The 17,456-nt window shown below is 65.1% G+C and carries 16 protein-coding genes; 5 read left to right on the top strand and 11 right to left on the bottom strand.

The window, feature by feature from the left end; all coding sequences use genetic code 11:
* Positions 1 to 6 precede the first annotated feature (6 nt).
* The 3 genes from QFZ83_RS08965 to uvrB form a co-directional block, all read right to left on the bottom strand.
* The gene (locus tag QFZ83_RS08965) at positions 7 to 1,227 is read right to left on the bottom strand and encodes an IscS subfamily cysteine desulfurase (protein ID WP_306878425.1); all 1,221 of its coding nucleotides are present in this window, start codon (positions 1,225 to 1,227) and stop codon (positions 7 to 9) included.
* A gap of 88 nt (positions 1,228 to 1,315) precedes the next feature.
* Complete coding sequence (gene iscR / locus QFZ83_RS08960) at positions 1,316 to 1,852, bottom strand: Fe-S cluster assembly transcriptional regulator IscR (RefSeq protein ID WP_007828186.1); 537 nt, start codon at positions 1,850 to 1,852, stop codon at positions 1,316 to 1,318.
* Between the two features lie 234 nt (positions 1,853 to 2,086).
* Positions 2,087 to 4,204: an excinuclease ABC subunit UvrB gene (gene uvrB, locus QFZ83_RS08955; RefSeq protein ID WP_307505193.1), complete on the bottom strand. Its 2,118-nt coding sequence runs from the start codon at positions 4,202 to 4,204 to the stop codon at positions 2,087 to 2,089.
* A 105-nt stretch (positions 4,205 to 4,309) separates the two neighbouring features.
* On the opposite strand from uvrB, the gene QFZ83_RS08950 reads away from it, so the two are divergent.
* From QFZ83_RS08950 to QFZ83_RS08935, 4 genes are all read left to right on the top strand, one after another.
* Positions 4,310 to 5,506, top strand: a complete 1,197-nt coding sequence (locus tag QFZ83_RS08950; protein ID WP_307505190.1) for an amino acid aminotransferase — start codon at positions 4,310 to 4,312, stop codon at positions 5,504 to 5,506.
* Positions 5,507 to 5,663: 157 nt separating this feature from the next.
* Positions 5,664 to 7,103 carry a polyhydroxyalkanoate depolymerase gene (locus QFZ83_RS08945; RefSeq protein WP_306878433.1) on the top strand — a complete coding sequence of 480 codons (1,440 nt, stop codon included), beginning with the start codon at positions 5,664 to 5,666 and terminating at the stop codon, positions 7,101 to 7,103.
* Between the two features lie 17 nt (positions 7,104 to 7,120).
* Complete coding sequence (locus QFZ83_RS08940; protein ID WP_013542161.1) at positions 7,121 to 7,756, top strand: RnfABCDGE type electron transport complex subunit B; 636 nt, start codon at positions 7,121 to 7,123, stop codon at positions 7,754 to 7,756.
* The gene (locus QFZ83_RS08935) at positions 7,753 to 8,391 is read left to right on the top strand and encodes a LysE family translocator (RefSeq protein WP_307505186.1); all 639 of its coding nucleotides are present in this window, start codon (positions 7,753 to 7,755) and stop codon (positions 8,389 to 8,391) included. The genes QFZ83_RS08940 and QFZ83_RS08935 overlap by 4 nt, the downstream gene beginning before the upstream one ends.
* Positions 8,392 to 8,405: 14 nt before the next feature.
* Here QFZ83_RS08935 and yedA read toward each other — a convergent pair whose 3' ends face one another.
* Complete coding sequence (gene yedA / locus QFZ83_RS08930) at positions 8,406 to 9,323, bottom strand: drug/metabolite exporter YedA (protein WP_307505183.1); 918 nt, start codon at positions 9,321 to 9,323, stop codon at positions 8,406 to 8,408.
* 121 nt (positions 9,324 to 9,444) lie between these two features.
* On the opposite strand from yedA, the gene QFZ83_RS08925 reads away from it, so the two are divergent.
* A complete protein-coding gene (locus QFZ83_RS08925) occupies positions 9,445 to 9,942 on the top strand; it encodes an Lrp/AsnC family transcriptional regulator (RefSeq protein ID WP_307505180.1) in 498 nt (165 codons plus the stop codon).
* A 121-nt stretch (positions 9,943 to 10,063) separates the two neighbouring features.
* Here QFZ83_RS08925 and QFZ83_RS08920 read toward each other — a convergent pair whose 3' ends face one another.
* Genes QFZ83_RS08920 through QFZ83_RS08890 form a run of 7 tightly spaced genes read right to left on the bottom strand, consistent with a single transcriptional unit; the run spans position 10,064 to position 17,447 of the window.
* Positions 10,064 to 10,552, bottom strand: coding sequence for a VOC family protein (locus tag QFZ83_RS08920; RefSeq protein ID WP_307505176.1), 489 nt, complete (start codon positions 10,550 to 10,552; stop codon positions 10,064 to 10,066).
* Positions 10,549 to 11,580 (bottom strand): biotin synthase BioB, encoded by a 1,032-nt coding sequence (gene bioB / locus QFZ83_RS08915; protein ID WP_307505173.1) that lies wholly within the window; start codon positions 11,578 to 11,580, stop codon positions 10,549 to 10,551. Before bioB ends, QFZ83_RS08920 begins: the two co-directional genes overlap by 4 nt.
* Complete coding sequence (gene accC, locus QFZ83_RS08910) at positions 11,580 to 13,628, bottom strand: acetyl-CoA carboxylase biotin carboxylase subunit (RefSeq protein WP_307505170.1); 2,049 nt, start codon at positions 13,626 to 13,628, stop codon at positions 11,580 to 11,582. The genes bioB and accC overlap by 1 nt, the downstream gene beginning before the upstream one ends.
* Positions 13,629 to 13,655: 27 nt before the next feature.
* The gene (locus tag QFZ83_RS08905; RefSeq protein WP_306878446.1) at positions 13,656 to 14,339 is read right to left on the bottom strand and encodes a hypothetical protein; all 684 of its coding nucleotides are present in this window, start codon (positions 14,337 to 14,339) and stop codon (positions 13,656 to 13,658) included.
* A 6-nt stretch (positions 14,340 to 14,345) separates the two neighbouring features.
* Positions 14,346 to 15,890: an acyl-CoA carboxylase subunit beta gene (locus QFZ83_RS08900; RefSeq protein ID WP_013542168.1), complete on the bottom strand. Its 1,545-nt coding sequence runs from the start codon at positions 15,888 to 15,890 to the stop codon at positions 14,346 to 14,348.
* A 37-nt stretch (positions 15,891 to 15,927) separates the two neighbouring features.
* A complete protein-coding gene (meaB, locus tag QFZ83_RS08895; RefSeq protein ID WP_307505165.1) occupies positions 15,928 to 16,977 on the bottom strand; it encodes a methylmalonyl Co-A mutase-associated GTPase MeaB in 1,050 nt (349 codons plus the stop codon).
* On the bottom strand, positions 16,971 to 17,447 hold the full coding sequence (locus tag QFZ83_RS08890; protein ID WP_307505162.1) for a GNAT family N-acetyltransferase: 477 nt from the start codon (positions 17,445 to 17,447) through the stop codon (positions 16,971 to 16,973). Before QFZ83_RS08890 ends, meaB begins: the two co-directional genes overlap by 7 nt.
* Positions 17,448 to 17,456 lie beyond the last annotated feature (9 nt).

Below are 17,456 nucleotides of genomic sequence, written 5' to 3'. Positions count from 1 at the left end.
CCTGGGTCAGTGGGCCGACCACTGGATCGTGCTGATGTCGACACCGTCCTGGAACATCTCCCAAAGGGGGCTCAACTCGCGCAGCTTCGCGACGTTGTGCTTGATGGTCGAGATGGCGTAGTCGATTTCTTCTTCGGTCGTGAAACGGCCGATGGTCATGCGAAGGCTGCTGTGGGCCAGCTCGTCGCTACGGCCCAGGGCGCGCAACACATAGCTGGGCTCCAGGCTGGCCGAGGTGCAGGCCGAACCCGACGACACCGCCAGGCCCTTGATGCCCATGATCAGCGACTCGCCTTCGACGTAGTTGAAGCTCATGTTCAGGTTGTGCGGCACGCGGCGTTCGAGGTCGCCGTTGATGAACACCTGTTCGACGTCCTTGAGCCCGTCGAGCAGACGCTGCTGCAGGCGGCGCGCATGGGCGATGTCGTCCTTCATCTCGAGCTTGGCGATGCGGTAAGCCTCGCCCATGCCGACGATCTGGTGCGTCGGCAAGGTGCCCGAGCGCATCCCGCGCTCGTGACCGCCGCCGTGCATTTGCGCTTCGAGGCGAATGCGCGGCTTGCGGCGCACGTACAGCGCGCCGATGCCTTTGGGGCCATAGGTCTTGTGCGAGGCGAGGCTCATCAGGTCGATGGGCAGCTTCGTGATGTCGATGTCGACTTTGCCTGTGGCCTGGGCCGAATCGACGTGGAAGATCACACCCTTCTCGCGGCAGACGTTGCCAAGCGCGACCACGTCCTGGATCACGCCGATTTCGTTGTTCACGAAGAGCACGCTCGCCAGAATGGTGTCGGGACGGATCGCCGCCTTGAACTTCTCGAGATCGACCAGGCCGTTTTCCTCGACGTCGAGGTAAGTGACTTCGAAGCCCTGGCGCTCGAGTTCACGCATGGTGTCGAGCACAGCCTTGTGCTCGGTCTTCAGCGTGATGAGGTGCTTGCCCTTGCCCTTGTAGAACTGGGCCGCGCCCTTGAGCGCGAGGTTGATCGACTCGGTAGCTCCCGAGGTCCACACGATCTCGCGCGGGTCGGCGTTGATCAGGTCCGCCACTTGGCCGCGCGCCTTTTCGACGGCCTCTTCGGCTTCCCAGCCCCATGCGTGGCTGCGCGACGCCGGGTTGCCGAAGTGCTCGCGCAACCAGGGAATCATGGCGTCGACCACACGCGGGTCGACCGGCGTGGTCGCGCCGTAATCGAGATAGATCGGGAAATGAGGAGTGACGTCCATGGCTGGCTCGGGCTGGCGTGGGGGGTTGTTCTTTGGTCTGGGCTTCTCTCGCGGCAGCGCCCGACGGCGCTTGCCGCGATTCAGGGCATCAGGACTTGGCGAAGGCGTTGCCGAGGGCAAAAACCGAATTCGGCGCATTCACGCGAATCGGCTTGACCACTGGCTGGGCCGAGATCGCGCGCTTGACGACCGGCTTGTTTTCGATCTGCACGCCCTTGGCGATCTGATCGTCGACGAGCTTCTGCAGCGTGACGGAATCGAGAAACTCGACCATGCGCTGGTTCAGCGAAGCCCAGAGTTCGTGCGTCATGCAGCGGCCGGCTTCGCCAAGGCAGTTTTCCTTGCCACCGCATTGCGTGGCGTCGATAGGCTCATCGACAGAAACAATGATGTCGGCCACGGTAATATCCGCAGCCTTGCGGCCAAGGCTGTAGCCGCCGCCGGGGCCACGGGTCGACTCGACCAATTCGTGACGGCGCAACTTGCCGAACAGCTGTTCGAGATACGACAACGAAATCTGCTGCCGCTGACTGATTGCAGCCAAGGTGACCGGACCGGTGTTCTGGCGCAGGGCCAGATCGATCATGGCGGTGACCGCAAAACGGCCTTTGGTAGTGAGACGCATCGCAAGCTCCTTCAAGTGCTTACCGTTGAAATGACACCGTGGTCCTGGACCGCGGTGACTTCGTCTCCGCCCTGCCCGACCCTTGACGCTGGTGAACCAGTCGGTAGGAGTCGGTCCTTCATCGCGAAGTTCTAGTTTTTGTTGTTGAGTGTTTCGGTCAAGTATAGCAGAAGGCCCTCAACTCTGCTGGGGTAAACCCCAGCGCCAACCACTTGAAGAGCGCGGACTTCCAGCCTACGACGGCAAGATCACGATGTTGTCGCCGCCCGAAGCGCCGAACGCCTGTTCGCGCAGCAGCGCCAATTGGTCCCGCACCCGCGCCGCCTTCTCGAATTCGAGGTTGCGGGCGTGCTCCAGCATGAGCTTCTCGAGCCGCTTGATTTCCCGCGCGATGTCCTTCTCGCTCATGTCCTCGACCTTGGCGCGCTCCAGGTCGAGCTTGGCCATTTCCTTGCCCGTTTTCTCGCTGTAGACCCCGTCGATCAGGTCGCGCACCTGTTTAACGATGCTGCGCGGCGTGATGCCATTGGCCTCGTTGTGCGCAATCTGCCGGGCGCGGCGGCGCTCAGTTTCGTCGATTGCCTTCTTCATCGAGTCGGTCATCCGGTCGGCATACAGGATCGCCTTGCCGTGCAGGTTCCGCGCGGCGCGGCCGATGGTCTGGATCAGCGAGCGCTCGGCGCGGAGGAACCCTTCCTTGTCCGCATCGAGGATCGCCACCAGCGACACCTCGGGAATGTCCAGGCCTTCCCGCAAGAGATTAATGCCCACCAGCACGTCGAAAGTGCCCAGCCGCAGATCGCGGAGGATTTCCACCCGCTCGACCGTGTCCACATCGCTGTGCAAATAGCGCACCTTCACGCCGTTGTCGCCCAGGTAGTCCGTCAGTTGCTCAGCCATGCGCTTGGTCAGCGTGGTGATCAGCACGCGCTCGTTCTTCTCGACGCGGATGCGGATCTCACCCAGCACGTCATCCACCTGGTGCGTTGCGGGACGCACCTCTACCTCGGGATCGATCAGACCCGTAGGCCGCACCAGTTGCTCGACGACATTCCCCGAATGGTCTTTTTCGTACTGCGCGGGCGTGGCCGAGACGAAGATCGCCTGCCGCACCCGCGTTTCGAACTCCTCGAACTTGAGCGGCCGGTTGTCCATCGCCGAAGGCAGCCGGAAACCGTACTCGACCAGCGTGGTCTTGCGTGCGCGGTCGCCGCTGTACATGGCGTTGAGCTGGCCGATCATCTGGTGGCTCTCGTCGAGGAACATCAGCGCGTCCTTCGGCAGGTAATCCGTCAGCGTGGCGGGCGGATCACCGGGCGCCGCGCCCGAGAGATGGCGCGAGTAGTTCTCGATGCCCTTGCAGTGGCCGATCTCGGCCAGCATCTCCAGGTCGAATCGGGTGCGCTGCTCCAGGCGCTGCGCCTCCACCAGCTTGCCCTGCGAAACGAACTCCTTGAGCCGCTCGGCCAGTTCGATCTTGATGGTCTCGACCGCGCCGAGCACCTTGTCGCGCGGCGTCACGTAATGGCTCGACGGGTACACCGTGAAGCGCGGAATCTTCTGGCGGATGCGCCCCGTGAGCGGGTCGAAGAGCTGCAGCGATTCGATCTCGTCGTCGAACAGCTCGATGCGGATCGCCAACTCGCTGTGTTCCGCAGGAAACACGTCGATGGTGTCGCCGCGCACGCGAAACGTGCCGCGTGCAAAGTCTTGTTCGTTGCGCGTGTACTGCATGCGGATCAGCCGGCTGATCACGTCGCGCTGCCCGATCTTGTCGCCCACCCGCATGATGAAACGCATCTGCGTGTAGTCCTCGGGCGTGCCGATGCCGTAGATCGCGCTCACCGTGGCCACGATGACCGTGTCGCGCCGCTCCAGCACGCTCTTGGTGGCAGACAAACGCATCTGCTCGATGTGCTCGTTGATCGAGGAGTCCTTCTCGATGAACAGGTCGCGCTGCGGCACATAGGCCTCGGGCTGGTAGTAGTCGTAGTAGCTCACGAAGTACTCGACGGCGTTCTTCGGAAAGAACTCGCGAAACTCGCTGTAGAGCTGCGCCGCCAGGGTCTTGTTGGGCGCGAACACGATGGCGGGCCGGCCCAATCGGGCGATCACGTTGGCCATGGTGAAGGTCTTGCCCGAGCCCGTGACGCCCAGCAGCGTCTGGAACACCTCGCCGTCGATCACGCCATCGACCAGCCCCTGGATCGCCTTCGGCTGGTCGCCGGCCGGCGGATACGGCTGGAAAAGCTCGAACGGGGAGTCGGGATACTTGACGAATTCGCCCTGCTTGACCGGGCCGATCGGGTCCAGTTTCTTCAGGTCTGCTATGGCTTCGGTGTTCTCTGGCATGGCTGTTCCCGACAGGTGGCGATGGCGCCGGTAAAATTCAAGGCAACCGGAAAGCGTAGCGCAAGTCCGGTTGCCACCGAAGCTTTCATCCCAAAGGACCTTTCCATGTCTATGTTCACCGCGGTCGAAATGGCACCGCGCGACCCGATCCTCGGCCTCAACGAGCAATTTGCAGCCGACACCAACCCCAACAAGGTCAATCTCGGCGTCGGCGTCTATTACGACGACAACGGCAAGCTGCCCCTGCTCCAGTGCGTGCAGGCCGCCGAGCAGGACATGATGAAAGCGCCCTCGGCGCGCGGTTATCTCCCCATCGACGGCATCGTGGCGTACGACAACGCCGTGAAGACGCTGGTTTTCGGTGCCGACAGCGAGCCCGTCACCTCAGGCCGCGTGGCCACCATTCAAGCGATCGGCGGCACCGGCGGCCTGAAGGTCGGCGCCGACTTCCTCAAGAAGCTCAACCCCAACGCCAAGGTGCTAATCAGCGACCCGAGCTGGGAAAACCACCGCGCCCTGTTCACCAACGCGGGCTTCGAAGTCGAAAGTTACCCCTACTACGACGCCGCCAAGCGCGGCATCAACTTCGAGGGCATGCTGGCCGCGCTGAATGCGGCGCCCGCGGGAACCGTCGTCGTTCTGCACGCGTGCTGCCACAACCCGACCGGCTACGACATCACGTCCGAGCAGTGGGACCAAGTCGTCGCCACGGTCAAGGCCAAGGGTCTCGTGCCCTTCCTCGACATGGCCTACCAGGGCTTCGGCTACGGCCTGAAGGAAGACGGCGCGGCCGTCGCCAAGTTCGTCGCCGCCGGCCTCACCTTCTTCGTCTCGACCTCCTTCTCCAAGAGCTTCAGCCTGTACGGCGAACGCGTGGGCGCCCTCTCGGTGTTGTGCGAGAACAAGGAAGAAGCCGGCCGCGTGCTGTCGCAACTCAAGATCGCCATCCGCACCAACTACAGCAACCCGCCGATCCACGGCGGTGCCGTGGTGGCCGCGGTGCTCGGCAACGCCGAACTGCGCGCCCTGTGGGAAAAGGAACTCGGCGAGATGCGCGTGCGCATCAAGGCCATGCGCCAGAAGCTGGTCGACGGCCTCAAGGCCGCCGGCGTGAAGGAAGACATGAGCTTCATCACCACGCAGATCGGCATGTTCAGCTACTCGGGCCTCAGCAAGGACCAGATGGTGCGCCTGCGCAATGAGTTCGGCGTGTATGGCACCGATACCGGCCGCATGTGCGTGGCCGCGCTCAACAGCAAGAACATCGACTACGTCTGCGCGTCGATCGCCAAAGTCATCTAGGTGACAGCAGCGTGTGGAGGAATCCGTCTTCCGACGATTCCTTCACACCTTTCGCCAGAAGGGCCCACGCGGCCGGGTCGGACTAGGGGTTAGGCCCCCTGCGTGCCCGCAGATGCACTGATATATTGCACCGCAACATTCCACTCCAAGACCAGCGATGCTCTATCAACTCTACGAAGCCCAGCGTTCCCTGATGGAGCCTTTTTCGGACTTCGCGCAGGCGGCCTCCAAGCTCTACGGCCAGGGCGCCGTGTGGGGCCAACTGCCGATGGCACAGCGCATGGCCGCCGGCTACGACCTGCTCTATCGCCTCGGCAAGGATTACGAAAAGCCCGAGTTCAACATCAAGTCGGTGAAGGTCGATGGTGAAGAGGTCGTCATCCAGGAGGCCGTGGAGCTCGACAAGCCTTTCTGTGAACTGCGCCGCTTCAAGCGCTTCACCGACGAGCCGCACATCCTCAAGACGCTCAAGAGCCAGCCCGTGGTGCTGATCGTCGCGCCGCTGTCGGGGCACTACGCCACGCTCTTGCGCGACACCGTGCGCACCATGCTGCAGGACCACAAGGTCTACATCACCGACTGGAAGAACGCGCGCCTCGTGCCGATGTCGGAAGGCGAATTCCACCTCGACGACTACATCAACTACGTGCAGGAGTTCATCCGCCGCCTGCAGGCCGAGTACGGCAACTGCCACGTGGTGAGCGTGTGCCAGCCCACTGTGCCGGTGCTCGCGGCCGTGTCGCTCATGGCCAGCCGCAAGGAACCGCTGCCGCTCACGCTGACGATGATGGGCGGCCCGATCGACGCCCGCAAGTCGCCCACCGCGGTCAACAACCTCGCGATGAACAAGAGCTACGAATGGTTCGAGAACAACGTGATCTACCGCGTGCCGCAAGGCTTCCCGGGTGAAGGCCGCCGTGTGTATCCGGGCTTCCTGCAGCACACCGGCTTCGTCGCGATGAACCCCGACCGCCATGCATCGAGCCACTACGATTACTTCAAGGACCTGATCAAGGGCGACGACGCCAGCGCCGAGGCCCACCGCAAGTTCTACGACGAGTACAACGCCGTGCTCGACATGGACGCCGATTACTACCTCGACACCATCCGCACCGTGTTCCAGCAGTTCGAACTCGTGAACGGCACCTGGGACGTGAAGAACCCCGAAGGCCAGATCGAGCGCGTGCGTCCGCAGGACATCCGCACCGCCGCGCTGCTGACGGTCGAAGGCGAACTGGACGACATCTCCGGCTCCGGCCAGACCGAAGCCGCGCACAGCCTGTGCACCGGCGTCGCCGACTCGAAGCGCGAGCACTACGAAGTCAAGGGCGCGGGCCACTACGGCATCTTCAGCGGCCGCCGCTGGCGCGAACTGGTCTACCCGAAGCTGATGAAGTTCATCGCCGCGAACGACCAGCCACAAAGCCGCGCCGGCGCCCGCGAAAGCCTGGCGGCCGAAGATCGGATCAAGCCGGGTCGGAAGATCCCCGCCGTGGCTGCCAAGAAGTCACCGGCCGCAAAGAAGGCTGTTGTGGCCGCCCCCGCCAAGAAGCCCGTGGCCGCAGCCAAGAAGCCGCGCGCCCGCACCGCGCGCTGAGGCGCACGCAACCCACTGTGAACGGGCTGGCCGCACGCATCAACGACGCACTGCCGCAAACGCAGTGCACACGGTGCGGCTACCCCGATTGCGCCGGCTACGCGCAAGCCGTGGCCGATGGCGAAGCGGGCATCAACCAATGTCCGCCCGGTGGCGCAGAAGGCATCGAGCGCCTCGCCTTGCTCACCGGCCGCCCCGCGCTGCCGCTCGATCCGCAATTCGGCACCGAAGGCCCGCGCGCCATGGCCGTCATCGACGAGGCCTGGTGCATCGGCTGCACGCTCTGCCTCGATGCCTGTCCGACCGATGCGATCGTCGGCATCAACAAGCGCATGCACACGGTCGTCGAGGCGCATTGCACGGGCTGTGAACTCTGCATTCCGGTCTGCCCGGTCGATTGCATCTCGCTCGAAGTCGAAACGCCGGGCCGCAGCGGCTGGCAGGCGTGGTCAGAGGCACAGGCCGAAGCCGCGCTGCAGCGCTACAAGCTCCACGGCCAGCACCGCGCCACTGCGAAGCGCGAGGCTGAGCCGGCCCCCGCCGTCGCCGAGCCGCAAGCCGCCGACACGCGCAAGCGCTCCATCGTCGAAGCCGCCTTGGCGCGCGCCCGCGCCGCTGCCGAGCAACGCGAAAAAGCCGCCCCCAAGCCATGACACTCGACACCCTTTTGATCTATGTCGTCGCGTCACTCGCCCTCGCCGTGATTCCCGGCCCTACGATGCTGCTGGCGCTGTCCAACGGCATCGACGGCGGCATGAGGCGCGCGAGCTGGGGCATCGCAGGCGCGTCGCTCGGCAGCATCACGCTGATCGCGGTCGTTGCGCTCGGGCTGGGCTCGCTGCTCGCGGCATCGGAAGTGCTGTTCAACGCGATCCGCATCGCGGGCGTTGCCTACCTCGTCTGGCTCGGCATCAAGCTCTGGCGCAGCGAAGCGACCGACCTCGGCACGGCGCTGGCCCAGTCCGCCACAGAGGCCCGACCGCATGGCCGCGTGGCGCTGATGCGCAGCCTGCTCGTGGCGCTGTCGAATCCGAAGACGGTGCTGTTCTTCGCGGCCTTCCTGCCGCAGTTCATCGACATCACCCAGCCGCAAGGTCCGCAGTACTTGCTGCTCGGCGCGATCTTCGTGGTGCTCGACACCTGCGTGATGCTGGCCTACGCAGCCGCCGGCACGCAGGCCGTGCGCTGGCTTTCGCGCCGCGGCCTCAAGGTGCTGAACCGCAGTTGCGCGGCCGGCATGTGGCTGTTGGCAGCCACGCTCGCGTTCTGGCGCCGTCCGGGCACCTGAAGGCGTTCAGCGCTTCAAGCCTTCTTCGGACGCTTGAAGAGCAGCAACAGCACCCCCGCCAGCACGACCGCCACCGCGTACCACTCGAAGCGGGTGACGGTTTCGTTGGCAATCCACACGCCCAGCAGCATCGCGATCACCGGGTTCACGAAGGTGTAGCTCGCCGCCAGCGCGGCCGGCGCCTTCGCGAGCAGCACCATGTAGGCGTTGAAAGCGATCAGCGAACCGAACACCACCAGGTACAGCCAGGCCCAGACGGCCTCGGGCGCCGGGGGCCACACCAGGCTCTCGCGCGATACCGCTGCGAGCACCATCAGCACCACGCCGCCGCAGATCATCTCGCTCGCAAAGCCCATCGCACCGGGCGCGAGCGGCAGGCTGCGCTGACTCAGCACGCTGCCCATCGACCAGCAGATGCAGGCGATGGAAATCGCCGCCAGCCCCGCCGGCGACGACTGGAAGCCGCTGCCCTGCGTGAGCATCAGCACGCCGATGAGCCCGAGCGCGATGCCCGCCGCTTCCATGCGAGTCGGCTTGATGCCCCAGATCAAATTGAGCAGTGCGATCAAGAGCGGCACCACCGCGATGAACGCCACCACCAGACCCGAGCCGATCGTCACCTCGGCATGCGCCGTGCCGCCCATGCCCCCGCCGAGCATCAACGCGCCGACCACCAGCGCATTGCGCCACTGCAGCCGCGAAGGCCACGCGGCACCGCGCCAACGCATCCACACCGCGAGCAGCACGCCCGCAAAGAGAAAGCGCGATCCCATCTGCAGGAATGGCGGAAAGCTGATCAGCGCGTACTTGATCGCCAGGTAGGTCGAGCCCCAGACCACCCAGGTGGCGGCAAGGCAGAGCCACAGCAGAGGCGGAAGCGCGCCACGGTTGGCGCTGGGCGCGGCTGGGGCTGAAGAAGAAAGGGTCGGCATGTCGAGGAGCCTCTTGTTTTATTGGTGCTGAAGCGCCGCCCATGGTATGAAAGCCGCCTCCCGTGAACCATGGAAATTCCACGGTTCTATGGCTCCATTACCGTCGATTTAAAGGAGTTCCATGGACTTCACCTTGAACCCAGCTTTGGACGCCCACGACACCCGCATCCTTGCCGAATTGCAGAACGATGCGCGCCTGACCATGGCCGAGCTCGGCCGCCGCGTGCACCTGAGCCAGCCGGCCGTGACCGAGCGCGTGAAGAAGCTGGAGGCCGCGGGGGTCATCAGCGGCTATCGCGCCACCGTCAACCTCGGCAAGCTGGGCTATGGCATCCGCGCGATCATCCGCGTCGGTCGTGCCGACTACGACCTTGTCGTGAAGCTCGTGCAGGACACGCCCGAATGCCTGAACGCCTACAACGTGACCGGCGAGGACAGCTGGATCCTGGAGATCGCCGTGATCGACGTGAGCCACCTCGACGCGGTGGTCACCAAGTTCTGCATCCTCACCGAGACGGCAACATCGATCATCCTGAACCCGGCGCGCGAGCACCAGCCGATGCTGCCGCCACACCGCTCCGACGTGCGGCCGCCGATCAAGAAGGTTCTGAACGCTTGATAGCCCCAAAACCCGTCGGGCTGAGCCTGTCGAAGTCCTCAAACCCGTTCGGGCTGAGCCTGTCGAAGCCTTGCGCGGGGCTTCGACAAGCTCAGCCCGAACGGTGGTTGGCGAATCAGGATCAGCGATTCGCGAGCGCGTTGAAGGCCTTCACCACCTCGGGCGGCGCCTGCACCATCTCGATCAGCACGCCCTCGCCCGCAATCGGAAACTCCTCGTTCGCCTTCGGATGCAGGAAGCAGATGTCGAACCCCGCAGCACCTTGACGGATGCCACCGGGCGCAAAGCGCACGCCCTGTGCCGTGAGCCATTCGACGGCCTTGGGCAGGTCGTCGATCCACAGCCCCACGTGGTTGAGCGGCGTCGCGTGCACCGCGGGCTTCTTGTCCGGGTCCAGCGGCTGCATCAGGTCGACCTCGACCTTGAACGGCCCGCTGCCCATCGAACAGATGTCCTCGTCGACGTTCTCGCGCTCGCTCTTGAAGGTGCCGGTGACTTCAAGCCCGAGCATGTCGACCCAGAGCTTCTGCAGCCGCATCTTGTCGGGTCCGCCGATGGCAATCTGCTGGATGCCCAGCACCTTGAACGGACGCGCCGTCGTGGTCGTCATGCGCAGACCTCCACCGTTTCAGTCGTCGTGGTGCGGCGCGATTGCAAGCCGAGCTTGCGCAGCAGCTGCACATCGGCATCCACATCGGGATTGCCGGTGACCAGCAGCTTGTCGCCATAGAAGATCGAATTCGCACCGGCCATGAAGCACAGCGCCTGCACCGCGTCGCCCATCTGCTGGCGCCCGGCCGACAGCCGCACGCGCGCGGTCGGCATCGTGATGCGCGCGACCGCGATCATGCGCACGAAGTCGAAGGGATCGACCGGTTCCGAATCTGCCAGCGGCGTGCCCGGCACGCGCACCAGGCTGTTGATCGGCACCGACTCCGGGTACGGATTCAGATTGGCCAACTGCGCGATCAACCCCGCGCGGTGCACCGGCTGCTCGCCCATGCCCACGATGCCGCCGCAGCACACGCTGATGCCGGCGCTGCGCACATGGGCCAGCGTGTCGAGGCGGTCCTGGTAGGTGCGCGTGTCGACGATGTCGGTGTAGTACTCGGGCGCGGTGTCGAGGTTGTGGTTGTAGTAATCGAGGCCCGCGGCCTTGAGCTGGTGCGCATGGTGCGGCTCCAGCATGCCGAGCGTGGCGCAGGTCTGCATGCCGAGGCCCTTCACCGCCTCGACCAGCACGGCCACCTTCTCCACGTCGCGGTCCTTCGGTGCGCGCCATGCGGCGCCCATGCAGAAGCGCGTGGCGCCTGCGTCCTTGGCGGCCTGCGCGGCGCGCACGACCTCATCGACCTCCATCAGCTTCTGTGCCTTCACGCCGGTGTCGAACTCGGCCGACTGCGGGCAGTAGCCGCAGTTCTCGGGGCAGCCGCCGGTCTTGACCGAGAGCAGCGTCGCGAGCTCGATATCGCCTTCAGGGAAATGCTGCCGGTGCACGGTCTGCGCCTCGAACAGCAGGTCCATCAGCGGCTTGTCGAGCAGCGCCTGGATCGCCTCCACCGACCATGGGCCTTGCGGCGTCACCGGCTTTGCGGGCCGGTGCAGCATGATCGTCTGTTGCAGGTCGTTGGCACCCATCAGTTGAACTCCAGAATGATTTGATCGACCGCGAGCGATTCGCCCTTGCCCGCCGAGACCTTGCCCACCACGCCGTCCTGCGTGGCGAACAGCACGTTTTCCATCTTCATGGCCTCGATCACGGCCAGCTTCTCGCCGGCACGCACCTGCTGCCCCGGCTGCACCGACACCTCGACCAGCAGGCCCGGCATCGGCGACATCAGGAACTTGCTCAGGTCCGGCGGCGCCTTGTAGGGCATCAACTCCAGCAGGCGCGCGCCCAGCGGCGACAGCACCATCGCCTCGATCTGCGTGCCGTCGTGCGACACGCGCAGCGCCAGCGGGTTCTTGCCCGCGCCGCGCTCGACCTGCGCGGTGAAGGGCTTGTCGTTGACCATGCCCTGCACGCGGATCGCGCCGAGCGCGGAACCGCTGTCGATCTTGTAGTTCTTGCCGCCGACGGCGATGGCGCTCGCGCCGGTCTTGCCGTGGAAGTCGGTCACCGACACCGGGTGATGCACGTGCTTGCCCTCGGGCCCGAGTTCCACCACCACGAACTGCTCGCCCACCTTCACGCCGTGGCCTTCGAGCTGCCCACTGATGCCCGAGGCGCGCGCGCGATAGCGGCGGTGCACATAGGCCGCGAGCGCGACGGGGAACGACGGATCGGTGTGCGGCACGTCTTCCGCATGGAAGCCCTTGCCGTAGTGCTCGGCGATGAAGCCGGTGTTGAAGTCGCCCGCCACGAACTTCGGATGCGCGAGCAGCGCCGCCTGGAACGGGATGTTGCTGCTGATGCCGCGGATCACGAAGCCGTTGAGCGCTTCGCGCATGCGGGCAATCGCGTGCTGGCGATCCTTGCCGTGCACGATCAGCTTGGCGATCATCGAGTCGTAGTACATCGGGATCTCGCCGCCGTCGTACACGCCGGTGTCCACGCGCACGCCTTGCAGGTGCTCGGTGTCGCTCGCAAACATGGTCTCGGCCGGCGGCTGGAACTTCACGAGGCGGCCGGTCGAAGGCAGGAAGCTGCGGAACGGGTCTTCGGCGTTGATGCGGCACTCGATGGCCCAGCCGTCGCGTTTGACCTCTTCCTGCGTGAGCGGCAGCTTCTCGCCGGCCGCGACGCGGATCATCAGTTCGACGAGGTCCAGCCCCGTGATGCACTCCGTCACCGGGTGCTCCACCTGCAGTCGCGTGTTCATCTCCAGGAAATAGAAGCTCTGGTCCTTGCCGACCACGAACTCCACCGTGCCCGCGCTCTGGTAGTTCACGGCCTTGGCCAGCTGCACCGCCTGCGCGCCCATCGCCTTGCGCGTCGCATCGGTGATGAAGGGCGACGGCGCCTCTTCGATCACCTTCTGGTGGCGCCGCTGGATCGAGCATTCGCGCTCGTTCAGATAGATCACGTTGCCGTGCGAATCGCCCAGCACCTGGATCTCGATGTGGCGCGGCTCCTCGACGAACTTCTCGATGAACACGCGGTCGTCGCCGAAGCTGTTGCGCGCCTCGTTGCGGCACGAGGTGAAGCCCTCGAAGGCCTCCTTGTCGTTGAAGGCCACGCGCAAGCCCTTGCCGCCGCCACCGGCCGAGGCCTTGATCATCACCGGGTAGCCGATGTCCTTGGCGATTTCGACAGCGCGCTCGGCCGTCTCGATGGCGTCGTTCCAGCCCGGAATCGTGTTGACCTTGGCTTCGTTCGCGAGCTTCTTCGAGGCGATCTTGTCGCCCATTGCCGCGATCGAATAGTGCTTCGGCCCGATGAAGGCAATGCCCTCTTCCTCGACCTTGCGCGCGAAGGCTTCGTTCTCCGAGAGGAAGCCGTAGCCCGGGTGCACCGCCTCGGCACCCGTCTGCTTGCAGGCCGCGATGATGCGGTCGGCCTGCAGATAACTCTCGCGGCTGGGCGCGGCACCGATGTGCACGGCCTCGTCGGCCAGCTCGACGTGGCGAGCTTCCTTGTCGGCGTCGGAATAGACGGCGACGGTGAGGATGCCCATCTTCTTGGCCGTCTGGATGACGCGGCAAGCGATCTCACCGCGGTTGGCTATCAGGATCTTCTTGAACATGCTGAATCCGTTTTATTGTTGACCGCCTCAGCGGTTGATGAACATCGAATAGACCGGCTGCGCCTGCGAGCGATCGACGAACACATACGCCGTGCCGTCGGAACAGAAGTTCGCGACCTCGGCCGTGTCGCCATCCACGTCGACCCAGCTGTCGATCTGCAGGAACAGGCGTCCGGCGGGCATCTGCTGCGCACCGTTGGCGGTCCAGTACGGCACGCCGCCGCTCTTCGTGCGCCAGGCGCTCGCCCAATCGTGGGGATAGGCGATTTCCTCGGGCAGTTCGGAATGGGACTGGTAGTTGTAGAAGGCCGCTTCCAGTTCCGGCGGCGCGCCATCGTCATCGGCGCGCCAGCCTGTGATCCCGATCTCGCGCAACAGGAGAGGCGGCTCGCCGGCGGCATCCGAGGGCGGCGCAGTCGGTGCGTCGGCCAACTCGTCGCGCTGCACGACGAACGCGGCGTTGGCGCCCGCGTCGTGCTCCCAGAAGCTGCAGATGCTGTCCCACTCGCACTTGAACAGGAACAGCACCTCGCCGCTCGCGAGCGGCAGCGCGTCGCCGTCCGCCGGCAGTTGCGCCAGATGGCTCATGGCGCGATTGCACTCCTTGCAAACGGGCCACAGGCGCGGCGGCAAGCCCCAGGGCAGGCCGCCCAGCTTGGGCACCAGTCCAGGCTCCGCACCGTCGCGAAACTGGGGGTAGTGGCTGCGCATGCGAACTCAGAGCGGAATGTTGCCGTGCTTGCGCCACGGGTTCTCGAGCTTCTTCTCGCGCAGCATCACGAGCGAGCGGCAGATGCGCTTGCGCGTCTCGTGCGGCAGGATCACGTCGTCGATGTAGCCGCGTGCACCGGCCACATACGGGTTCGCAAAGCGCGCCTTGTATTCGGCTTCGCGTGCGGCGAGTTTCTCGGGGTCGTTCTTGTCTTCGCGGAAGATGATTTCCACCGCGCCCTTGGCGCCCATCACCGCGATCTCGGCGCGCGGCCAGGCGAGGTTGACGTCGCCGCGCAGGTGCTTGGAGGCCATCACGTCGTACGCACCGCCGTAAGCCTTGCGCGTGATGACGGTGATCTTGGGCACCGTGCATTCGGCATACGCGTAGAGCAGCTTGGCGCCGTGCTTGATGATGCCGCCGTACTCCTGCCCCGTGCCGGGCATGAAGCCTGGCACATCGACAAAAGTGACGACCGGGATGTTGAACGCATCGCAAAAGCGCACGAAGCGCGCCGCCTTGATGCTGCTCTTGATGTCCAGGCACCCCGCCAGCACCAGCGGCTGGTTCGCCACGATGCCGACCGTCTGGCCTTCCATGCGCGCGAAGCCGATCACGATGTTCTTCGCGTAGTCGGGCTGCAGCTCGAAGAAGTCGCCGTCGTCCACCACCTTGAGGATCAGTTCCTTGATGTCGTAGGGCTTGTTCGGGTTGTCGGGCACCAGCGTGTCCAGCGAGTAGTCGGGCCGGTCGGCCGGGTCGCCCTGGCCGTTGTTGCCCAGGCGCACCGGCGGCTTCTCGCGGTTGTTGAGCGGCAGGTAGTTGTACAGGCGCCGCAGCATCATCAGCGCCTCGACGTCGTTCTCGAACGCCATGTCGGCCACGCCGCTGCGGGTGGTGTGGGTGACGGCGCCGCCGAGCTCCTCGGCCGTCACGGTTTCGTGCGTCACGGTCTTCACGACTTCGGGGCCGGTGACGAACATGTAGCTGGAGTCCTTCACCATGAAGATGAAGTCGGTCATGGCCGGCGAATACACCGCGCCGCCCGCGCACGGGCCCATGATCATGCTGATCTGCGGCACCACGCCCGAGGCCATCACGTTGCGCTGGAACACGTCGGCATAGCCGCCGAGCGAGGCCACGCCTTCCTGGATGCGCGCGCCGCCCGAATCGTTGAGGCCGATGACCGGTGCGCCGACCTTCATTGCCTGGTCCATCACCTTGCAGATTTTTTCGGCATGCGCTTCGCTGAGTGCGCCGCCGAAGACGGTGAAGTCCTGGCTGTACACGAACACCAGGCGGCCATTGATCATTCCGTAGCCGGTGACCACGCCATCGCCCGGGATCTTCTGCTCGGCCATGCCGAAGTCGACTGAGCGGTGCTCGACGAACATGTCCCACTCTTCGAAGGTGTTGTCGTCGAGCAGCAGCTCGATGCGCTCGCGCGCGGTGAGCTTGCCCTTGGCGTGCTGCGCATCGATGCGCTTTTGCCCGCCGCCCAGACGCGCCTGGGCGCGGCGCTTTTCGAGTTGTTCGATCAGTTCTTGCATGGTGTGCTTCCGAAGCTGTGGTCTTGAATGAGATGGCTCATGGCCTGGCCGTGATGGCCGCTGCGGCGAGCAGGCTGCGCGCCGCGGTCGATGCGGGCAGCGCGCCCTGCGCCACCTGCTGGGTGATTTGCGGCAGCAGTTCGCGCACCTGCGGGTGCTGCCTGAAGGCTTGTTTCAGCCCCGCGTCGATGCGTTCCCACATCCATGCGGTGGCCTGCTTTTCGCGGCGCTTGGCGAGCTTGCCGTTGGCGGTCTGCAGTTGCCTGAATTCGGTGACGGCATTCCAGAACGCATCGACGCCGGTGCCCGCCAGCGCGCTGAGCTGCAGCACCCTGGGCAGCCAGAAGCGCACCTCGGCGCCGCTGTGCGCGTCGTGCACCGCATGCGCGTGGTCGGGGTTGCCCTGGTGGCCGAAGAGGCGCAGCGCAGAAGTGATCTGCGCCTGTGCGCGCGTAGCGGCGTCCTTGTCGATGTCAGCCTTGTTGATGACCACGAGGTCGGCCAGTTCCATCACGCCCTTCTTGATCGCCTGCAAGTCGTCGCCGGCATTGGGCAACTGCATCAGCACGAACATGTCGGTCATGCCGGACACGGCGGTTTCGCTCTGGCCGACGCCCACGGTCTCGACGATCACGACGTCGTAGCCGGCGGCCTCGCACACCAGCATCGCCTCGCGCGTCTTCTCGGCCACGCCGCCGAGCGTGCCGCTCGACGGGCTCGGGCGGATGTAGGCGCGCTCGTGCACCGAGAGACGCTCCATCCGCGTCTTGTCGCCGAGGATGGAACCGCCCGAAACCGTGGACGACGGGTCGATGGTGAGCACCGCGACGCGATGGCCCTTGTCGATCAGCAGCAGGCCGAGCGTCTCGATGAAGGTCGATTTGCCGACACCGGGCACGCCCGAGATGCCGAGGCGAAAGGAATTGCCGGTGCGCGGCAGCAGCGCGGTGAGCAGCTCGTCGGCCTGCGCGCGATGGTCGGTGCGGGTCGATTCGAGCAGCGTGATCGCCTTGGCGATCGCACGGCGCTGCGCCATGCCTGGCGAATCGGTGACCGCGCTTTCCAGCGCCTGCACCGTGCTCAGCACGCGGCCTCCGCAGTCGTCACGCGCCAGCGGTAGTGCAGGTCGACGCCCTCCTCGCCTTCGAGCACGAAGCCGTGCCGAAGGTAGAAGCGGTTGGCATCGCTCTGCACGAGCGCGGTGAGCTTGATGTCGAGGTTCTTCTCTCTTGCCTCGGCCTTGGCCCAGCGCATCACCCATTCGCCGATGCCGCGGCCCTGGAAGCCGGTGCGCAGGTACAGGTGATCCAGCCGCAGCGCATCGGCGCCCTCGGGCTTGAGCGTGACGAAGCCCACGCGCTGGTCGCCGTCGAGCACGATGTGATGCATGAACGGCACCACGAAACCGGCGCTCAGCCGTTCGCGCGAACGCGTGAGGTCGAAGCGCCCGACACGCTCCAGGCTCGGGCGCATCGCATCGATGCGCACGGCCAGCATGTCTTCGAAATCGCTGGAATCCACGGGCTGCAGCGACAGCCGCGACAGAAGATCGCCCACGTCTGACGT

The sequence above is a fragment of the Variovorax sp. W1I1 genome (assembly GCF_030815625.1).
GTDB classification, from domain to species: Bacteria; Pseudomonadota; Gammaproteobacteria; order Burkholderiales; family Burkholderiaceae_C; genus Variovorax; species Variovorax paradoxus_C.
The sequence above is the reverse complement of the archived record's forward strand: the minus strand, read 5'-3'. Positions and strand labels throughout refer to the sequence as shown.

Coding starts and splice junctions, on each gene's coding strand:
- QFZ83_RS08935 (WP_307505186.1), top strand. CDS start 7,753: ATGACACTCGACACCCTTTTGATCTATGTCGTCGCGTCACTCGCCCTC.
- QFZ83_RS08900 (WP_013542168.1), bottom strand. CDS start 15,890: ATGCAAGAACTGATCGAACAACTCGAAAAGCGCCGCGCCCAGGCGCGT.
- bioB (WP_307505173.1), bottom strand. CDS start 11,580: ATGGGTGCCAACGACCTGCAACAGACGATCATGCTGCACCGGCCCGCA.
- yedA (WP_307505183.1), bottom strand. CDS start 9,323: ATGCCGACCCTTTCTTCTTCAGCCCCAGCCGCGCCCAGCGCCAACCGT.
- uvrB (WP_307505193.1), bottom strand. CDS start 4,204: ATGCCAGAGAACACCGAAGCCATAGCAGACCTGAAGAAACTGGACCCG.
- iscR (WP_007828186.1), bottom strand. CDS start 1,852: ATGCGTCTCACTACCAAAGGCCGTTTTGCGGTCACCGCCATGATCGAT.
- QFZ83_RS08950 (WP_307505190.1), top strand. CDS start 4,310: ATGTCTATGTTCACCGCGGTCGAAATGGCACCGCGCGACCCGATCCTC.
- QFZ83_RS08925 (WP_307505180.1), top strand. CDS start 9,445: ATGGACTTCACCTTGAACCCAGCTTTGGACGCCCACGACACCCGCATC.
- QFZ83_RS08920 (WP_307505176.1), bottom strand. CDS start 10,552: ATGACGACCACGACGGCGCGTCCGTTCAAGGTGCTGGGCATCCAGCAG.
- QFZ83_RS08945 (WP_306878433.1), top strand. CDS start 5,664: ATGCTCTATCAACTCTACGAAGCCCAGCGTTCCCTGATGGAGCCTTTT.
- QFZ83_RS08965 (WP_306878425.1), bottom strand. CDS start 1,227: ATGGACGTCACTCCTCATTTCCCGATCTATCTCGATTACGGCGCGACC.
- QFZ83_RS08905 (WP_306878446.1), bottom strand. CDS start 14,339: ATGCGCAGCCACTACCCCCAGTTTCGCGACGGTGCGGAGCCTGGACTG.
- accC (WP_307505170.1), bottom strand. CDS start 13,628: ATGTTCAAGAAGATCCTGATAGCCAACCGCGGTGAGATCGCTTGCCGC.